This window comes from Vibrio sp. UCD-FRSSP16_30, from assembly GCF_001676025.1.
Classification (GTDB): Bacteria; Pseudomonadota; Gammaproteobacteria; order Enterobacterales; family Vibrionaceae; genus Vibrio.
Genome location: NZ_LZFW01000015.1, coordinates 28834 through 47306, shown reverse-complemented (window position 1 = coordinate 47306; position 18473 = coordinate 28834). Strand labels below are relative to the sequence as shown.

General features: G+C 40.3%; 10 protein-coding genes. All 10 read left to right on the top strand.

The genetic code is table 11. The features are described from left to right. The first annotated feature begins 1 nt into the window (after position 1). The 10 genes from queC to A9260_RS08785 all read left to right on the top strand — a co-directional run bounded on the left by queC (position 2) and on the right by A9260_RS08785 (position 18456). The gene (gene queC / locus A9260_RS08830; protein ID WP_068698168.1) at positions 2-694 is read left to right on the top strand and encodes a 7-cyano-7-deazaguanine synthase QueC; all 693 of its coding nucleotides are present in this window, start codon (positions 2-4) and stop codon (positions 692-694) included. A 2-nt stretch (positions 695-696) separates the two neighbouring features. Further along, positions 697-1320 (top strand): GTP cyclohydrolase I FolE, encoded by a 624-nt coding sequence (gene folE / locus A9260_RS08825; protein ID WP_068698165.1) that lies wholly within the window; start codon positions 697-699, stop codon positions 1318-1320. A gap of 504 nt (positions 1321-1824) precedes the next feature. Further along, entirely contained in the window at positions 1825-4914 is a 3090-nt protein-coding gene (dpdE, locus tag A9260_RS08820) for a protein DpdE (RefSeq protein ID WP_068698163.1), read from the top strand. Between the two features lie 2 nt (positions 4915-4916). Then, the gene (dpdF, locus tag A9260_RS08815) at positions 4917-7325 is read left to right on the top strand and encodes a protein DpdF (protein ID WP_068698161.1); all 2409 of its coding nucleotides are present in this window, start codon (positions 4917-4919) and stop codon (positions 7323-7325) included. Between the two features lie 5 nt (positions 7326-7330). Next, entirely contained in the window at positions 7331-8329 is a 999-nt protein-coding gene (dpdG, locus tag A9260_RS08810) for a protein DpdG (protein WP_068698158.1), read from the top strand. Next, positions 8326-11544 carry a protein DpdH gene (dpdH, locus tag A9260_RS08805; protein ID WP_068698156.1) on the top strand — a complete coding sequence of 1073 codons (3219 nt, stop codon included), beginning with the start codon at positions 8326-8328 and terminating at the stop codon, positions 11542-11544. The genes dpdG and dpdH overlap by 4 nt, the downstream gene beginning before the upstream one ends. After that, positions 11534-12268 carry a protein DpdI gene (gene dpdI / locus A9260_RS08800; RefSeq protein ID WP_068698154.1) on the top strand — a complete coding sequence of 245 codons (735 nt, stop codon included), beginning with the start codon at positions 11534-11536 and terminating at the stop codon, positions 12266-12268. The genes dpdH and dpdI overlap by 11 nt, the downstream gene beginning before the upstream one ends. Beyond that, complete coding sequence (gene dpdJ / locus A9260_RS08795; RefSeq protein WP_068698152.1) at positions 12268-16695, top strand: protein DpdJ; 4428 nt, start codon at positions 12268-12270, stop codon at positions 16693-16695. Before dpdI ends, dpdJ begins: the two co-directional genes overlap by 1 nt. Next, on the top strand, positions 16692-17255 hold the full coding sequence (gene dpdK, locus A9260_RS08790; protein ID WP_068698150.1) for a phospholipase D-like domain-containing protein DpdK: 564 nt from the start codon (positions 16692-16694) through the stop codon (positions 17253-17255). The genes dpdJ and dpdK overlap by 4 nt, the downstream gene beginning before the upstream one ends. Continuing rightward, positions 17239-18456, top strand: coding sequence for a hypothetical protein (locus A9260_RS08785; protein ID WP_068698148.1), 1218 nt, complete (start codon positions 17239-17241; stop codon positions 18454-18456). The genes dpdK and A9260_RS08785 overlap by 17 nt, the downstream gene beginning before the upstream one ends. Positions 18457-18473: the final 17 nt, after the last annotated feature.

Below are 18473 nucleotides of genomic sequence, written 5' to 3'. Positions count from 1 at the left end.
TATGAAAACAAAAGCAGTTGTAGTTTTTAGTGGTGGCCAGGATTCAACTACATGTCTGATACAAGCTCTAGACCACTTCGATGAAGTTCACGCGATCACTTTTGATTACGGTCAACGCCATAGAGCTGAGATTGAAGTTGCAAAGTCTATAGCTAAAGAATTAAATGTCGTTAGTCATAAAGTGTTAGATGTAGGATTATTAAATGAACTTGCAATAAGTTCACTGACCCGCGAAGACATTCAGGTCTCACATGAACTCCAAGAGAATGGCCTTCCCAATTCATTTGTACCAGGAAGGAATATCCTGTTCTTAACTTTAGCTGGAATTTATGCATATCAAGTTGGCGCAAAGACTCTGATTACAGGTGTTTGTGAAACCGACTTTTCAGGGTATCCCGATTGTCGAAATGATTTTATAAAAGCCATGAATGACTCATTATGTAAAGGAATGGACTATGAGTTGGAGATACAAACTCCCTTGATGTGGTTGAATAAGGCTGAAACATGGGCTCTAGCCGATTCTTATGATTCACTTCAATTTATCTTTGAAAAAACACTGACTTGTTATAACGGAGTTATTGGGGAAGGGTGCGGTGACTGCCCATCATGCTCGTTGAGAAGTGCAGGGTTAAGTGACTATATAGGTAGTCAGTCAGCGTATCAGTCTCAAATTAAGCAGAAAGGTGTAATATAGAAATGAGCGAAATTAGCCATGAGGCATACTTAGTAAAGCACGCTTTGCTTGAGCACGGACTTGAAACTCCGATGTCTGACGACGTCATTCTTCAAGAAGAAAAGCACCGTATTATTCAAAATGCCACAACGACTATCCTTAAAGCACTATCGCTAGATTTAACCGATGATAGTTTGCGAGAGACCCCTAATCGGATTGCGAAAATGTTTGTTGAAGAGATATTTTCGGGCTTGGACTACGCGAACTTTCCAAAGATTACGACTATTGAAAACAAAATGTATGTTGATGAGGAAATCATTGTTAAAGACATCGCCTTCACTAGTACCTGTGAACATCATTTAGTTGTATTTGATGGGATGGCCACTGTTGGATATATACCAAACGACAAAGTGATTGGGTTATCGAAGATAAATCGTTTGGTTGGTTTTTTTGCTCAACGACCGCAGGTCCAAGAAAGGCTCACAGCACAGATATTCTTAGCTATGAAAACACTGCTAGGGGTTGACGATGTTTACGTGAAATTAGAGGCTACGCATTATTGCGTGAAAAGCAGAGGCGTAAAAGATTCATCGAGCAGTACTACTACCGTTAAAACTGGTGGTCAATTCAAGAAGTCTCAGTTCTAAGCAGAATAAGAATCCTAGGGTTAACGTCACAGTTAACCCGTATTAATATCTAGTCTTCAAAATAACCAACCAACAACTCATCTACCCGCATTATGTAGACCTTTCTTTCGCTATTTTTGGGAGTTAGGCTTATTCCACGTGTATAGGATGTGATCAATGTATAATTGGAGACAGTTTTTGTCTTTATAATGCTTAGTATCTCTTCTTGTTTTGAATGTGTGAGTAGGTTGAACTTTTGCTGCTCTGCATGTTAAAACCTTTTTTGCACTCTATTTCCTTTTACCATTCTTTGCGTATTTGTATTTTATGGTTTGGCGGGAAGTGGTAAGCGTAAAATAGTGATGCAGATTAGACTGTTGAATGTAATCTTAGTATCAATGTGAAGCAATATTAAATGTGGAGCAATATTAAATATCGGATATTGTTCAAATTTTTAAGTGAGTAAATGTCGTATTTTAGTTTTGAGAATGCGGTTCTGTTTGTTTTTATATGGTTGAGTAACTTATGTCATCTGTTCGAGTGGGTTCACTAGTTAAAAGTAATAGTGCTTTTACCGGGATTGGTAAGATAATTTCGATAAATAAGGAAACATTATCTGCAGAAGTAGGTTTTTTTGCTTCTCCTATTAAACCTTTGGCGAACAGTGTTAATGTCCCTGCTACAGAACTGCAATCTGTTACCTCTCTAGGTTTAAATACGGAAGTGTATGTTCAGTTTCCGGGCACACACTCCTGGAAAATGGGTTATTATCAAGGAGAAAGACCGGGAGATCAGGCACTGGTTGTTTTTTCAAGAAAAATGAAAGATGCCTATAATTTTTCCGAATTATATGTACCCAATGCTTATCCCAAAGAACAATTTGATGCAGAAGAGTTTTTGAAAGGTCAGGGAACCTCGTCACCGTTTCTATGTAACTTACTGTCTGATTTTTACTCAGAATATTACGCTCAACGTCGTTCTTGTCGTTCAATATCGGCATTGCTGTCAAGCTCCGTAGAGTTGGAAAAGCATCAGTTAGCAGCGGTTTACGAAGTACTTAAAGATACTGAAAAAAAATACTTACTTTGTGATGAAGTTGGCCTTGGGAAGACTATTGAAGCTGGGTTTATCATTCGCCAGCATGTACTTGAAAAGGGTCGAGATTCAAAAGTATTGGTATTGGTGCCTGACTCTCTTACTAAGCAATGGGAACAAGAACTTTCCGATCGTTTCCATCTAGGTGCACTATTAAACACAGACGAAGATAACGATGAACCAAATATCGATATTCTCTCGTTTAGCCAAGCTCTGACATATGAGCATTCACCTACCATGGTAGTAATCGATGAAGTACATCAGATCTCAAGTTATCCATTCAATGAAAATTGGATGGAAAGCGAACTATTTAGTGCTATCTCAGCACTTACAAATCAGTCGGAAATAACCCTGTTATTGACAGGTACTCCAATGGCGGGGCACCGTTCTGCGTATCTTGCGTTGCTTCACTTACTCAACGCTGAGAACTTTCCACTGACGGATAGGACTATAGATCTGTTTAACAAATTGCTTCCACTTCAGGGCAGAATCCGAGAGTTAAGCCGTATTTTCGTGCCAGAAAATGAAGATTACCTTCTTTACACTTCATTAAATGATTTGCTGAATTTGGATATCGAAGATCCTACTCTGGAGGAATTAGTTCAAGCACTTATGCCCCAGGTCAATATGTTTGCCATGGACAAAGATCCAGATGCTCGTGAGTCGTTGATTAAGCAACTATCGGAATACTTAAACAACAAGTACCTTTTTGATTACAGAATGATTCGTACTTCTAGGGCTACAGGGTTGGTTCCAAATGAGGTTTGTGAAATCGAAAACCTATTCCCAGGCCTAAACCCGGTTCAAATTGTAACTTGGGATGCTCCAAAAGATGAAGCTTATCTCGATGAACATTTTGAGCAGTATCGTTCAGAAATGATGGCTAGTGACGATTTCAATCAAATGAATTTAAATCAGTTTAAGCGAATGGTTGAAGCACTGTTAACTAGTCCCATTAGTTTTGCATCAAGTATCGAGAACTATCTAAAAGAAATTTCAATCGATAGTGCTGAGACCTCTCATTGGCAACACATGTTGGAGCAAGTTGAAAGCGAACAATTGACCAAAAACCGTGCGTTGAGTGATGCTTTGTCAACATGGCTAGTTTCAAAGCCTGAAGGCAAAGCAGTTGTTTTTTGTGGCGACCGTCTAACTGCAGACAATGCATATCAGTATTTATCTGAGAAGGTAGACGTTGTTGTTGAACGTCATCAGCAGGGCGTAACTCCGGAGTTTAATTCTGATGAACTTACTAGAGTGTTGATATGTGACGAACGAGGAGAAGATGGACTTAACCTCCAAGGACAAAACCGACTGGCAATACACTACAGCATGCCAATGTCAATCAGTCGAATTGAGCAGCGCAACGGTCGCTTAAACCGATATAGTGCTTTGTCGACAGGTGTAAACCCTATCGACACTATAATTCTCGTTACAGCGAGAAGTTCTTTCTACAGCAAGTGGATCCAATCTTTGATGGGAGGAGTTGGTTGCTTCTCTCATTACAGAGCAAATATTCAAGACGAGATTGATAAGTTGCTAGAGAAAGAAATCTGGCCTGCTGTCTTGCAAGAAGGCTATTTGGCACTAAAAGAAGCAGAAGAAAAGCTTAGAGATAAAACCGAAAGTACCTACAACCACTTAGATATCATTGCGAAACTCGCAACGGTCGATATTGATGCAGAAGAGGCAGAAAAGTTACTCACGCAAATGCGTGAGGATGACGAAGCATTTGAAGAGTCATCTGCGCTCATTAATTGGATCAAAGAGGGGATGTTATTCAGACGTCAACATGGCGAAAGCAACGACCTATACCGTTTTAAGTATTCATCAGGCTCAACAAAAATGCGCTCTTCGACCTTGATCGATAAATGTATTGTAGGGTTAGATATCGAGGCATCGGATTATATATCTCCGGTAACTCAAGAACTGTCGGTATCTAGGATAAATAGTGTGAGGAATGGTAGCTATCCACTTCGATATGGGCAACCGTTTGTTGACGCTATCGCAGATGTTTCGCGTCAGTCTACGTTAGGAAACTGTAGCGCAATCATTCGCAAAGTCCCGATTAAGCAAGAACCTACACTGTTTTTTATACCCCAGTGGTTGGTGGAAGGAGAGGCTGATTCTGCATCTAAGCAAATCAACGTAGATGCAGTGCATCCACCAGTCGTTTTCCAAAACGTATTTGGAGAAAACGGTGAGCCTACTCCAACTAATATGGCGACACTAATAAATGCAACTTATAGTTCCAACAGTGCGCAAGTGGATATCAGTGGAAACAAGGTTCCATATCAAGATACCAATATTACGATACAAGCCGATGACAGTAATACGGATGTATGGCAGTTGGTTGAACCTCTAGTTAGTAAAAACCGATTTAACAGTGCATTAGAACTTGCACTTGCGAAAAGTCGTGAGCTTGCTGTTGAGCAATTCATGCAACAAAATGAACTCACGCACGTAATACCTAAAGCTAATTTGCTTACAGTGAAGTATGTATTGTTAATTGGTGCCTAGATATGAAATTTTGTGAATTCTATCCAAACAATATGATAAAGCAACTCAAATCAGAAGCTGAGTTTTTCTTTGACTCTCAATTTAAAAGTCGTTTTCTGCAGGCACTCGATTCTCCGGAGTTAACGCTTACGGAGTTCTGGTATTTGACCAAGGACTTGTTGTCTACAGAAAAAGATTTAGATAACGCTCGATTGAGATTGGGCAAAAGACCGACTCAAGAAGAGTTTACAACTGGAATTGGCGTGGGCTTAAAGTTTGATTCAATTTCTGATTCAGTAGGTTTGCAGACTGATACCGTCAGCAAATACATCTGTCCCGTTTACAAACAGGTGGTTAAGCGTTATTCAGAGCAACCGTTACATGACCCTATATTGGCCAAACTTAACTTGCCGTTTAATACTTACACAACTGTAGCGCAGCGAGAGGCTGTCCGTTTGACTCTAGTATCAAAGCCAGATGCTACGGTAATAGTCAATCTACCTACGGGTTGCGGAAAAACGCTAGTCACGGAAACACTCACCGGTTTTAGTCGCGCGGATGATCTAACGGTAGTGGTCATTCCTACCACTGCGTTGGCTCTTGATCAGGCTAAACGTATGAAAGCGTCTATTTCTAGAATGGGTTATCAACCTTGTGCGGAATATGCTTGGCGAGGTGAACTGAGTCAAGACGTGAAAGCACAGATCAAGTCGGATATATTGTCTGGAAAGCAACGTGTGTTGTTTGTTTCACCGGAATCTATGGTGAGTGGGATACTTCCTACTTTATTCAAAGCAGCTGAATCAAAAATATTAAAGAACGTTGTGTTTGATGAAGCGCACCTTATTGACACTTGGGGCGATGACTTTAGGCCTGAATTCCAGAAACTTGGTGCACTGCTCGAGTCTCTGAAAAACAAAGGCGGTTGTTTTCGGAAAGTTTTTCTTTCAGCTACATTCACAGATCAGTCATTAATCACCATACGCTCATTATTTGGCGATGCTCAAACTAAACCTACTCTGATTAATGGTGCATTCTTGCGCCCGGAACCGATTTGCCTAAAGCAAATGGTTTCATTTGAAGACTATATTCCAACGGTAGTAAATAAGGCACTTAGTTCGCCAAAACCTTTAATTGTGTACGCGTCCACCAAGCAAGAATGCTCTGATATCTACCATCAACTGGCGTCACAAGGCGTGAGTAGAGTTCGATTGTTCACTGGTGATACAGGAGACACCCAACGATCGGATATTATCGAAAAATGGGATGCTAATGCTCTAGATATCATAGTTGCTACAACAGCTTTTGGCGTTGGTATGGATAAAGGAGATGTAAGAACGGTACTGCATGCCGGGCTTAGTCAGAATATCGATGGGTACTATCAAGAAATCGGCCGAAGTGGCCGTGACGGCAAGGCTTCTTACTGTGAACTGATTTACCACCGTGGCCAACTTATCAATCGAAGTCGTAGCAATACAATAGGCATCGAACTTGGGTTTGAACGTTGGAACTCAATGTGGAAGCAGCGTTCTGAGGTAACTGATAACCTATTCGAGATAAAGGTAAACACTCAAGCAAATCATATAGAGAGGAATTCAGATGCTAACGCAACATGGAACTGGAAAACACTACTATTGATGCAAAGAGCAGGTTTGGTTCGTTTATCATACCCAGATGCTTCTCTAGTGCCTGATAGTGAAGAGTGTTGGGCTAACTTCTGGTCTAACTTTACAAACAAAGTGTTTGTAGAAGTGCTCCAAGATAGACATGTAATCAAGTCTACATGGGAAGAGCAGGTCAATGCTCATCGAGTTCAAGAAAGCAGAGTGCTCAATAAACGTGGTGAATTATTGCTCGAGTGGGCCACTGACAAGAGACCTTTAGGAGAAATCTTGCAGGAAAGTTTTAGACTGGACAACTTCATGCCTTTGAAAGTATGTGGTAGAAGCGATGTTGAAAACGATAGAGTTAATAGTAAGACGTTGGTTGGTGATGTTTATTCAGTTTCTCAACCTACTGATAATTTGAACAACCTTCATCAGTTTTATTTTGAGCCAACACAAAACTCTGTCGAACTTCTAATAAACATATTCAAACAAAAAGTGAATGAAGGTGAAGTTACAACCCTTGTCTGTAGTGAGAAGTTTTTACAACAGTCAAAACCTTATCTAGATAATTTCACAAATAAGATATGGTTTCATATGACATTTAGTACTTACGATGAAAGCGAACAGTTGGTCTATGAGTACCGAAAATTCATCGTACAGGATGAATTGACCATACACTCAACTTTAAATATCCCCCTTACGTTTATGGAAAAATTTCCTAATTATTATTTTGGGAACTCAGAATTAAAAGATCCGCTAAACACTCACAGAAAATGGTGGGAGTCCAGCAATAATATTAAGAATATAACTACTTTGGTTAATTAATAATTATGGCAATTATAAACAACGCACACCCAGGCAGTCATATATCGACATTACAACTCATCGATGAACTGCTGAACAGAAAAAAAATAAAAAATAGTGAAACAAAAATACCTGAATCAAAATTGTTAGGCTCTGCAATGCCGGACGCACTTTATTTGAAAGAGGATTCAGAAGGTGAGTTTAAAGTAAATCAGAATGCTCAGAAAAAAATGCGGGAATCTCTATCTTTTTGGGGGAAGTACGGTTTGTGGGGAGTGTTTGTTTCTGAGGAGGAAAGAGCATACTCCGCAGTTAGTCCTCTATGCAACTCTTCAAATTTACCCAAAAGAATTATAGATATTATCTCAAGTCAATATGTTAAAGATGGCGAGTTGATTGTTCCATTGAACGATTATTTCAAAGACGATGAGTTATCTAAAGATTTTTCTCTATTTGTGTTATCTATGTGTTTTTTCTTGTATCAAGAAGATTTAACGTTTGCAAAGCATACGCCATTTACAGTTAATGATGCGTATGAATTGATGGTTAGTAGTGTCATTCCGGATGCAGCAAAAATTACCTACAACAGAAGTAACGAAGGCGTAGGTGTTATTAACTTCGGGCACATGCTAGGTTTGCTAGAGTCGATAGGTAATGAAACTTTTATACCTGATCCTACAAGGTTTATACAGTGGCACTTAGATAGTATTTTTGAATCCTCAACTGAGTTGTCACTACAAGAATTTCTTGATGACCTAAACAGTATTTTGCCCATCTTTGATACCGGAGCATATCAAAATGAATTACCACAGTACCTCAATACCAAGAGACCAGAACTTGTGTCAAGTGGTGGTAACGTTCGCCTATCTTCGTCAATGAGCCATGCTCTTTTCCGTTTGGAGTCTTCGAATGTTCTTCGTTTAGAAGCACGTTCGGATAGTAACCGGCGTTTTGAGCTTACATTACCTATGACAACCATCACAGAAGTGACTCACATTAGATACAACAAGGTGCAGCACAAATGAGCATACAAGCATACTGGCCAAGTCTCGAGAATATCGAAAATTGCATCCTGAGTGAGGCAGAGCGATTGAGTGACAAATTGCTCCTTTCAGTCCACCATCCAATGAACTTAGTTGCGATTCGTTACAGTACAAAGGACCCAGTGGTAAAAAGTCAGCAGGATTTGTTAGGTCATTTGTTGGCTAACCACAATATAATCCCTCTCGTTGGGGAGTCAGGTAGCGGTAAGTCACACTTGATTCGTTGGTTACATGCTGTGGCTAACAATCACCCAAAAGCTAAGCAAGAGCAATGGCATATCATTCGAATACCAAAGAACGCAAGTTTGTCCCAAGTTCTAGAGATAATACTTCGCGATTTAGAGGGTGACATCTTTGACAATGCGCGTGATCAAATTGGGAAAGTCGCTAATTCAATGGACCATGAAACCACTACAAGCCTAATGTTCGCACACATTGTAGAGGCTTTTCGTGAAATACCTGGTAGGTTGGAAAAACAGCATCAAGCGCTTCAGTCTGAAGGGAAGATGACGAAAGAAAAAGGGGAACAGTTTATGGCTGAAATGTCATTTGCTGGTGAACTTCAGCATTTTTTTGATGACCCCCATATAAAGGCAATTTTTTCTGGAAAAAATACTGCTGTGAGAAGTCGTGTTGCTCGATTGATTGAAATCAGATCTTATGCAGAGCTTTTAGATGATAATTTTCAAGTTGTTGACGAAGACTTTAAATTTTCCAGTGGAGACGAAATCTCTACTCAGTTGGGGGCAAGGGCGCGAAGAGCTTACGCCAATCTCCAATTAGAATCTGATGCAGCAAAACGTCAAATGGCTGCAGAGATGACTAACAAAGCCATTGAGCGCGCTTGTAAGTTAATGTTCAATCGTCTTTTTCAGTTTAGTACTGGTAACTTCCAAGATTTGTTTAAAGAGATTCGAAGGTATTTGCTAAAACAAAATAGGACTTTAGTCGTTCTAGTGGAAGATTTAGCAGCAATTTCATCTATTGATGATGTATTGATAGAAAGTCTCCTAGAGCAGGATAAAGACGATGGGGTGCAGGTGCTTTGCCCCATGAAATCTGTAATCGCAACTACAGATGACCTTGCTAGTTATGAATCCCACCGAAACACAATCTGGACACGAACTAGTCTCGAGTGGCATCTTCCAACTGATCAATATGTTGATAAATTCCCTGAACTCAAGTTTTCAACAGAGGACGTAGTTGATTTTTGCGCGCGTTACGTCAATGCTGCTCGTCACGGTATCCAAGGTATTGAGACGTTGATCGATGTTGAGGATGCTGAGACTGGATTGATGGCATGGAATATAGACCTTGAAGAGTCGGATTTGAAGGTTTTAGACGATTTTGGTTATTCAAAAGTATCAGTATCTCAAGGCAGTACTGGCAAAATTGGAATCCCTCTATTTCCTTATAACAGGCAGGCGATAGCCAAATTAACACAAAAGCATGTATTTAGAGGAAACAATACTCGATTTAATCCTCGTGTCGTTATTCAGGAAGTTCTTTTAGCTATCCTTCGCGATCACCGAGGACGTTATTCTAAAAACGCTTACCCTAGCGCTTGGTTTGAAGATCAACTAAGGGAGTTCCGTAACGATGATACTGCGTTGCTCGTTGAGCGCAATTTCCCTCACGATAAAGAGCAGGCAAGGCGCTTAATTGCCTTCATGTCTTTATACACAGATGCATCAACTAGTGCCGATTGTTTCAAGCAAGTATCAAAAAGGCAGGCGCTAGCCTTTGGTTTAGATTCGTCATTGCTACCTCAAGAGATCTCTTTGGAGGCGACAGGTCGAGTGATTGTTGTGAAACGCCCTGTTTCACGTGAACCATTAGACGGAAATACTAATAAAACTGCAGAGAGTCAAGGATCTCAAAACGCGCAACGATCTACAGAAGCTAAAAGTAAGCCTAATCCTAACTCATCTTCTGACGAAGTTGTTACGTGGGTAAATCAATGGTTCTCTGGAGTGTCTACATTGGAGCAAAAACCAAGTAATCTCTTGAGACTAGCGCTTTATCAGATGCTTGAACAACAAAAGGCTTTTACTGATTATTCGTTGAATTCAAACTCTGTATGGGGCAAAGGTAAAGAAAGCTTAATTCAAGCAATGCTAAAACAAAATAAACTGACATTAATTAAACTACCAGGTTCTCGCACGAACCCTGAACAGTGGAAAGTTAATGCTTTTGGTGACAAGGAACTATCGAATTCTACGGATTCTTTGGTTTTAAAAAAGCAGATGACAGCGATCTTGCGGTTTGCAACCTTAAATAAACTAGATAATAACGATAAAAATACCGTTAGGGTTGGTTGGTCATACCCCCAGGGATTAGAAGACTACGCGCTATATATGCAATTTGCTCAGAAATGGGTACCAAATGCTATGGCAAGATGTGTGAAGTTGGCGAAGCAAACGGCCCATAACCCCTTAAGCGAACATGTCGCATTGGCAACTAGCATGGGTTTCGATGTATCAGGTATCGACAAAGCGTTAAATCAACTAGTAAAAACGTCCAGCCAGGTTAAAAGTGAATTGCCTCCCCCGATCAATCCACAACATGAAGCAGTGTTCGACAAGTGGCTTATAGAGTGGGATGAGTTACGGACTAAATGGTTGAATACCATGCTAATCGGTACAAACAATGCTGTGCACCCAGTTACCTTCAGTAACACGTTCCGACAAAGAGATAAAGTTGTTAGATCTACCAGGGAACTGGAACCGGTAATTCGAGAAGTTAAGACTACCAGTGCTTCATTGCAAGAGTATCTGGAAGGTTCAGAAACAAAAGATGAATTGCAGGAACTACTGGAATCATTGACCATCAGTTATAAAAATGTTCCAGCAGAGATGATGCCGACTTATGACGTGAGTAAAAATACAGTGCGTTCAAGAATTAAACAATTGAGCGAGATAGTCACTTCGCATACCCCTAAGTCTGTAATTGCTCTGAACCGAACTCAAGACGATCCTGTCAAGTTACTTAATAAGATTAGCGGAGACGAACTAGACCTTTGGGTTAAAGTTCTCAATGACTGGAAAGAAATATCCCCAAAGGTAAATAAAAACATCAGAGAGTTTAATGATAAGAATGGTGTTAACCAAATAGAGACCTATAAAAAAGTTATAAAAGACCGTCTCTTGAGCGTAGAAGAATCTTTAAAGAAACTGGGGGCAACACATGAGTCTTGAAAGGCAAGTGGCAGAATTGAACAAGCAAATAGAGTATTACCATAACAGTGCAAACCTGGAAGACCAAATGAATGCACTGAAGACTATCTCTACGCGTATAGCGAATCCCACTTCGCGAATAGAACAAGAAGCTAAGAAGTTCCAATGTCTAAAGCTAATAGATGGAATCGATCTTACTTGTGAGGGTAGTAATGAAGTTCTTGAAACTGCTTACGTTAAATACTCGACATTCAAGACTCTTTGGGAACAGATTGAAGACCAGAGCTTGTCTGATGAAGCAAACACTCTTTATGAAATGACCCAAGCTATTGCAAAAACTGCTGATTTGTTTGCCAATAATCACGAGACAGTTTGGCAAGAGTGGGCCGAAGAGCAAAAAGGCTTAGCCAATGTTAACGATGTGATCTTGGAACAGCAGAAATCCGTGCACCGTAATATCGAACTTTATAATAAATACACACGAGCAAAAAGAGAGTTTGATAGCCAAATGGATGGCTTCACTTTTGACCAAGGGCAGTTAGCTAGAATTCAACAGTTTGCAAAACAGTGTGTGGAATTCAAATCTCAAATGAATACAGAAGCATTGCCAGAAGGAGTAAGGAAGCTTTTTGATGCTTTAAAAAACCCTGGTGCTGTTGCGTTCGTATCTATGCTGACACCTGAAGTTATGGATTGGCTAGACAAGAATAATAAACTTGATACATTGATGGTAAAACAAAGATAATGACAACTATCGATAAAGATAAGCTCATCGAAGCATTAGATAAAATTGAAAACAAAGAATCCGAGTTGTTAGCCTGGGGGGACGTTGAGGTTTTTTCAAGTCGTGCTGAAATAGAATCTAGTCTCGCAGAGGTAGGAGTTTCAAATTATTACACAGACGATTATTTTGAAGCTCTTGTAAAGCGGTGTTTTATCTTTTCTATTGGTAACGATTGTTATCGTACTCGAATGGCCGAGACAGTTCGTTTGCAAGTACTATCTCGTCAATGGTTTTCCAAGCAAGGCGTAGAAGACGCCAAGCCGCTAATATCTGACTTTCGCTTTTTGAAGCGACCTAGGCAATACCCCAAGCGAGACAACCCTGCCCAAGAATTAGTAACTAAGTGGGAACAAAATAAACTATTCCGCTCTCCAAGCGAAAAAACTATTTTGAGCGATTTGCTCAGAAACGGGGATGACTGGTTCCAACTATCGGGTTTTCAGATGCGCTCTACGGAGCGCATTCTTAAACAGTATGAGAAGCATAGAAAGAAAGCATCTTTTAACGCAAGTGCTACGATAGTCTGTGCCGGCACGGGTAGTGGTAAAACTCTTTCTTTCTATTTACCTGCGATGACAAAACTTGCTGCTGACATTCTTGACGATGACAGCAATAGAGTACGAATTTTAGCGATATACCCGCGTAAGGAACTTCTTAAGGATCAGTTTTCTGAAACCTACAAAGAAGCTCGCAAACTTGATAAATTTTTGGGTTCGCAAGGCAAAAGAAAGATCACCATAGGCACGTTCTACGGCGATACTTTTTCTGAAGGTTTTGCTAAAGATGGAAGTACTTTCGAGCCCATGGTGTGTCCTGAAGATGGTTGCGGTGGTGTACTAAAGTTCAATGCTACTTCGAAACAAATAGTCTGTGCGAATTGTAAAACTACTCTTTCACCACAAGAAGTCCTGACCACTAGAGAGAGCGCAAAGCGCACCCCCCCTGACATCTTGTTTACGACGACAGAGATGTTAAACCAACGTATCAGTGATGAGGGTTTTAATCATCTTTTCGGGGTAAATACTGGTAATACTGCTATTCCACTAGTGCTTCTGGATGAGGTGCATACTTATGAGGGTAGCACTGGTGCCCAAACATCATATTTATTGAAGCGATGGATGACCTTTAGTGGCATTAAACCGCATTTCGTTGGTTTATCAGCGACACTCGCGGACGCCAAAAATTTCTTTTCAGACCTGACCGGAACTAAGCCTCAATATACCGAATTGGTCGAGTCATTCGAACGAGAACTAGAAGAGGAGGGGGCTGAATATCTCCTTGCTCTACGTGGTGACCCTGCATCTCAGACGGGTTTACTTTCGGCAACTATCCAGGCAACGATACTTGGAAGTCGTATGATGGATACTCATGTGGGTCCAAAAAAGAATATATCTCAGAATGTATTCGGTCAAAAATCCTTTGTATTTACTGATGATCTTGATGTAATCAACCGTCTTTATAACGATTATTTGGATGCGGAAGGAAAGCAAGACTACTTTGGACAATTGCGTCCTAGTACGCGAAATGAACACCCACTGGCTTACCTGCGCTCTCCAAACAATTTAAATATAGATTTGGCACTAAAACGAGAATTAGGTCAGGATTGGTCATCCGCAGAAAGCATTGGTCACGACTTAGAGCAAGCCAACGTTGTAGAACGTACCTCCAGTCAGGACAGTGGTGTTAACCAATCAGCAAATGTGGTTGTAGCGACTGCTTCCCTAGAAGTTGGTTACAATGACCCGACAGTTGGGGCTGTTATTCAGCATAAAGCGCCACGTAATGTTGCGTCATATTTGCAAAGGAAAGGCCGTGCGGGGCGCCGTCGTGGAATGAGGCCATGGATGTATACGATTTTGTCTGATTTTGGAAGAGATCGAATAGCGTTCCAGCAGTATGAGCAGTTGATCGATCCAAAGGTTAATACAACTAAACTGCCGACGGCAAACTCTCATATACACAAAATGCATGCCGCCTTAGCAACCTTAGAATGGTTGGTGAAAACCTATAAACTAAGGTGGTTGAACGTCTGGACAGCACTTAAAAATCCACAAAAACATTCGTCTAAACTCCAAAAGTTACAACATGCAGTTTCAGATTTACTTCGTAGTCAGACTCGCCAGGTGCAATTAGCAAGTCACCTTAAATCTACTCTTGATCTCAATGACGACCAGATAAATACGGTGATGTGGGCCCCTCCACGTTCAATTATGATGTCTTTCTTACCCGAACTCGAACAGAACCTGAAGTACAGTTGGGGTTCTCGAGGTCATAGTTGGTTGGGATTAGGAGACTCAAATTCTGGTCCAATGCCAAAGTATATTTCAGCACAACTTTTCTCTGAACTAAACACCCAGGGGTTGACGATAATGCTGGACCGCTCTACGCAGAAAGAACAAGAGTTTGAACGAGAAGAAATGGCATTTTTTCAAGCTCTAAAAGAGTTTGCTCCAGGACGCATGTCAAAGCGATATACAGTAAAAGCCAGAAACGTTCCTGATTGGTTGGTTCCTTATGGGTTTGAGCCAACACCAGGTATGCGAGGCGATATTGATTTTGATATCGAAAAGGCTTTTGGTGATATAAGTAAACTAGTACTGCAAGACCATGTTGAAATCAATGGCGAACAAGTGCCGGTCTACCAACCAAGATTTATTCAAACCCAACGTTCCTTTAGCAAGCAACTGACGAATAAAAGCGGTAGTGTTTTACAGTGGGACTTCTCTATTCGAGAACCGCACTCAGCAAATGTGACTAAAGTTCCGCAAAATAGTGAATGGTTTGGTGTACTTAAATCTATCGACTTTTTCACTCATGAACATTCAAAACCGATAGAATTAGTAAGGTTTTGTACTGGAGCAAAAGCGAGCATTCCATTTTCATCTGGTAATGATCAGGCAAATGTAAACTTCATTTGGAAGCAAAACAATGCTCAAGCGACTATTGGTACAAAGTTGTGGGTGGATAGCATTAAATTCAATTTTGATTTTTCAAAACAAAATATCTTGAGTTTGCTCAACTATGAAAATAATCGAAAAGCTCTTTACTATCAGTATCTTCAACACACATTCATTAATGCAGAAGAATATGAGCACGAGTATTTTCTCGCAGGATGGATATTTGAATGTGTAATGTCTGCTTTATTCGCTGTATCCCAAACTCAGCGGGGACCTTTGCATAAATCGTTTGAACACTTGTTTACTTCTGAAGGCAAGCGACTGTTGAATGAGGTGGTTAATGGAATGTTCCAGCGCAGAAGTACAGAATCTGGCGATGAAGAGCAAGACCTCCATCGTACCCTTACCGGTTATTTTGAAGATGATGACAATCTGATAGTTGTAAAGAATGCGCTTGATCTTGACCCTGAGTACCATCTTTCAGAAAAATATATTGAATGGAGTAAGAACTTACTCGGTCAGACTTTGTGTGGTGGCATCAATGCCATGTTCCTAAACCTCATTTCGGATGTTTCCGAACAATCATTCAACCTAGATCATCGATGGGACGGAAACTGTCTCAATATCTGGCTAAATGAAAATGAGATTGGTGGAATTGGTTACATCACGAAATTTAGAGATGCGTATAAAGAGGATCCTCTGCGCACCCTAGGTTACCTTAGTCATGCTTTCGAGACTGGCGAATATGAACAGGTAAACTTCGATCTACAACATTTTCTTATCGTGGTTAGTGAAGACCAACAGTTAAGGTCAGGATTAGAAGATGTGCGCTCTGCGAGCAGTCTGAAATCTCGTTCTCAAGCAACGAAGGTATTAAAGCAACAGATATCTCGGATGGGGATTTTACCAACTCATGCTTGGAATAGCGTGCTTTATTCTCGAATTCTGAAAACAGGTGCAAGTGCTATCACTGACCAACGTCTTGCAGATCTTCTCAATGAGTGGAATTCTTGTGAAGATCGTATCGGTATTGAAATTCCTTTGCACATGATGTCGTACCTCTCAGCAAGAAACAAGAGTGGTAGCTTCACAGATGTCTATCGAGATAAAAATCGAATCCAATCCCAATTATGGCAACGCGGGGCCAGTATCCGTGAGCAAGAACTAGGTTTTTATAACCAGTTTAGTTCGGACAAGAATAAGACAGAGCGACTCTTGTTGGCAAAAGTCATTAGGGCAAAAGAAGTCTTGGTTGATTATGAGGTACAAGGAGACTGGAGGGAAAAACTATCTGCAGAGTTAAAGTTATCTGGCAAGTGTATTTTGGTCTTCAGTGGCTCAGATAGAGCTGACATTAAGTCTGTAGTGAGTGAACTTAACCTCAGTATACTTGAATACAACAAGATGCTGTTTTATCCGCGGGTAACCAAAGTAAAAGCACGTTTATTTGCGATAGAGGTTACTGTCCAAGTGAGGGATATTCTTCAATGAGAATCCAAATCGAACGCTCTATTGAAACTAAAGAGGCAATAGGAAGAGCTCATGTAAAGGACTTGCTTGGCTCTCTGTTAATTGCCGAGAGCCTCAACCCAGGAGAAATATATATATTGAGCCCTTGGATCTCTGACTTCCCTGTCTTAGATAATACGACCGGTAATTTTGATACGGTTAACCCCTCTTGGGGGCACAGAAGCGTGAGTTTTTTTGAATTGCTACAAAACTGTGTTGAATCTGGAGCGACTTTGAAACTAGCAATCAGGGAAAATCGAGACAAAATTTTGCAGTTGGAGCAAGCACTAAAAAACTACCCGACTCAGTTTATGGTTGTGGAACTCAAAGATCTCCATGAAAAAGGACTATTGACTGAATGTGCTTTGATCCGTGGTTCGATGAACTTCACTTACTTTGGGGCTTCAATTAACTATGAAGGTATTACTTACACCACTAATGCAGCGGCGATAGCAGAGAAGAAAAATACCTACAACGACCTTTATTTCACTGAAGTTAAACCAGAGTCAGTTGAGGAGGATGATGATGACTGGATATTCTAGCAGTCTTTTATCTTCGTTTTTTAGCGGAAAAAATAGAATAACTCAGCAGAGTAAATGGAATGCGAAGGTTGAACTAGCATCAAGGCAGTTAGAGACAAGTAACCGCATAAAGTATTTCTTAGGCTATCCCCAAGGATCTACGCCTACATTTTATGTCTTGTGTGATTCTGATGAGTTAACGGAGCACACGAAAGACTGGTTGAACTGTTCTCTGCCAAGGATTTTTTGCCAATATGCTAAACCATATAAGAGTGCAGAGTTTGACTTTGAAAGTGGGTTACTTGATCACTGGCCTCATGGTTTTCTGAAGGTAGTTATTTGGAGTCAATCTCATACTGGTTTTGGTAGTGATGAGTACCGCAAATTTCTTCCTACTGCAGTGAATCAGGTTCAAGCAGCATTGGATGAAATGATCGCGCGATTCAATATAGCTCCCAATATTGATCTTCAAACTTCAATACCTGTTGGTGTGCTAATTAAAAGTTTTATAAAAGCATATGAGTCGAATGATCTTGAATCAATGAGAATTAATTTTGAATCGATTCAGAAATGCGAAGATCTTGATAGAAGAAACAAAGATACGCTAAAGTTTATGATTTTGGAAAAAGAAGAAAAATGGTATGAAATCATAGATTTAAGCCGTGCTAGAAATGTATCTGCTCAGGTAGTATCTAGCGGAGTAATTGTTGCAGTAATGAAAGCTGTGATACTACAGTCCTGCGAGAATATGAAAGCATTTGATACTTTTGAATTCGATTGGCCGGGTATAGCAGATCTTGGTACTGAGTTTCTACCCTTGTTACTAAAAACTCCAGGTTTTAGCTCTGAGCAAGACTGGAAATTTTGGGCATTGTTGTCACATTCTCTTAATATAAAAGATTGGAACAAGATATCAGCGAAATATATCGAAGCGACCTGGATTGCCACATTATTAGCACAAGACACTAGCGTTAGTTCCAGAAGTATGGACATTGAAGTTAAACTAGACGTTAATAATCTTGAGTATGATGAAAGTTCACTATCAAATGTTCTCAATTACTCGCAAAATTGTCTTGAATCGGAGGCATTGAGGCTTTTGGAGTGGCTTGAAAATGCTCCGTTTAATTTAAAAATGAGTACTAAATCTAATGCTGCACTAAGACATCAATGGTCTCAACTGGAGGCTGTTGCTTCGACACACTTCTCTCAATACTTAGATTAAATTTTAAGCGAGTAATG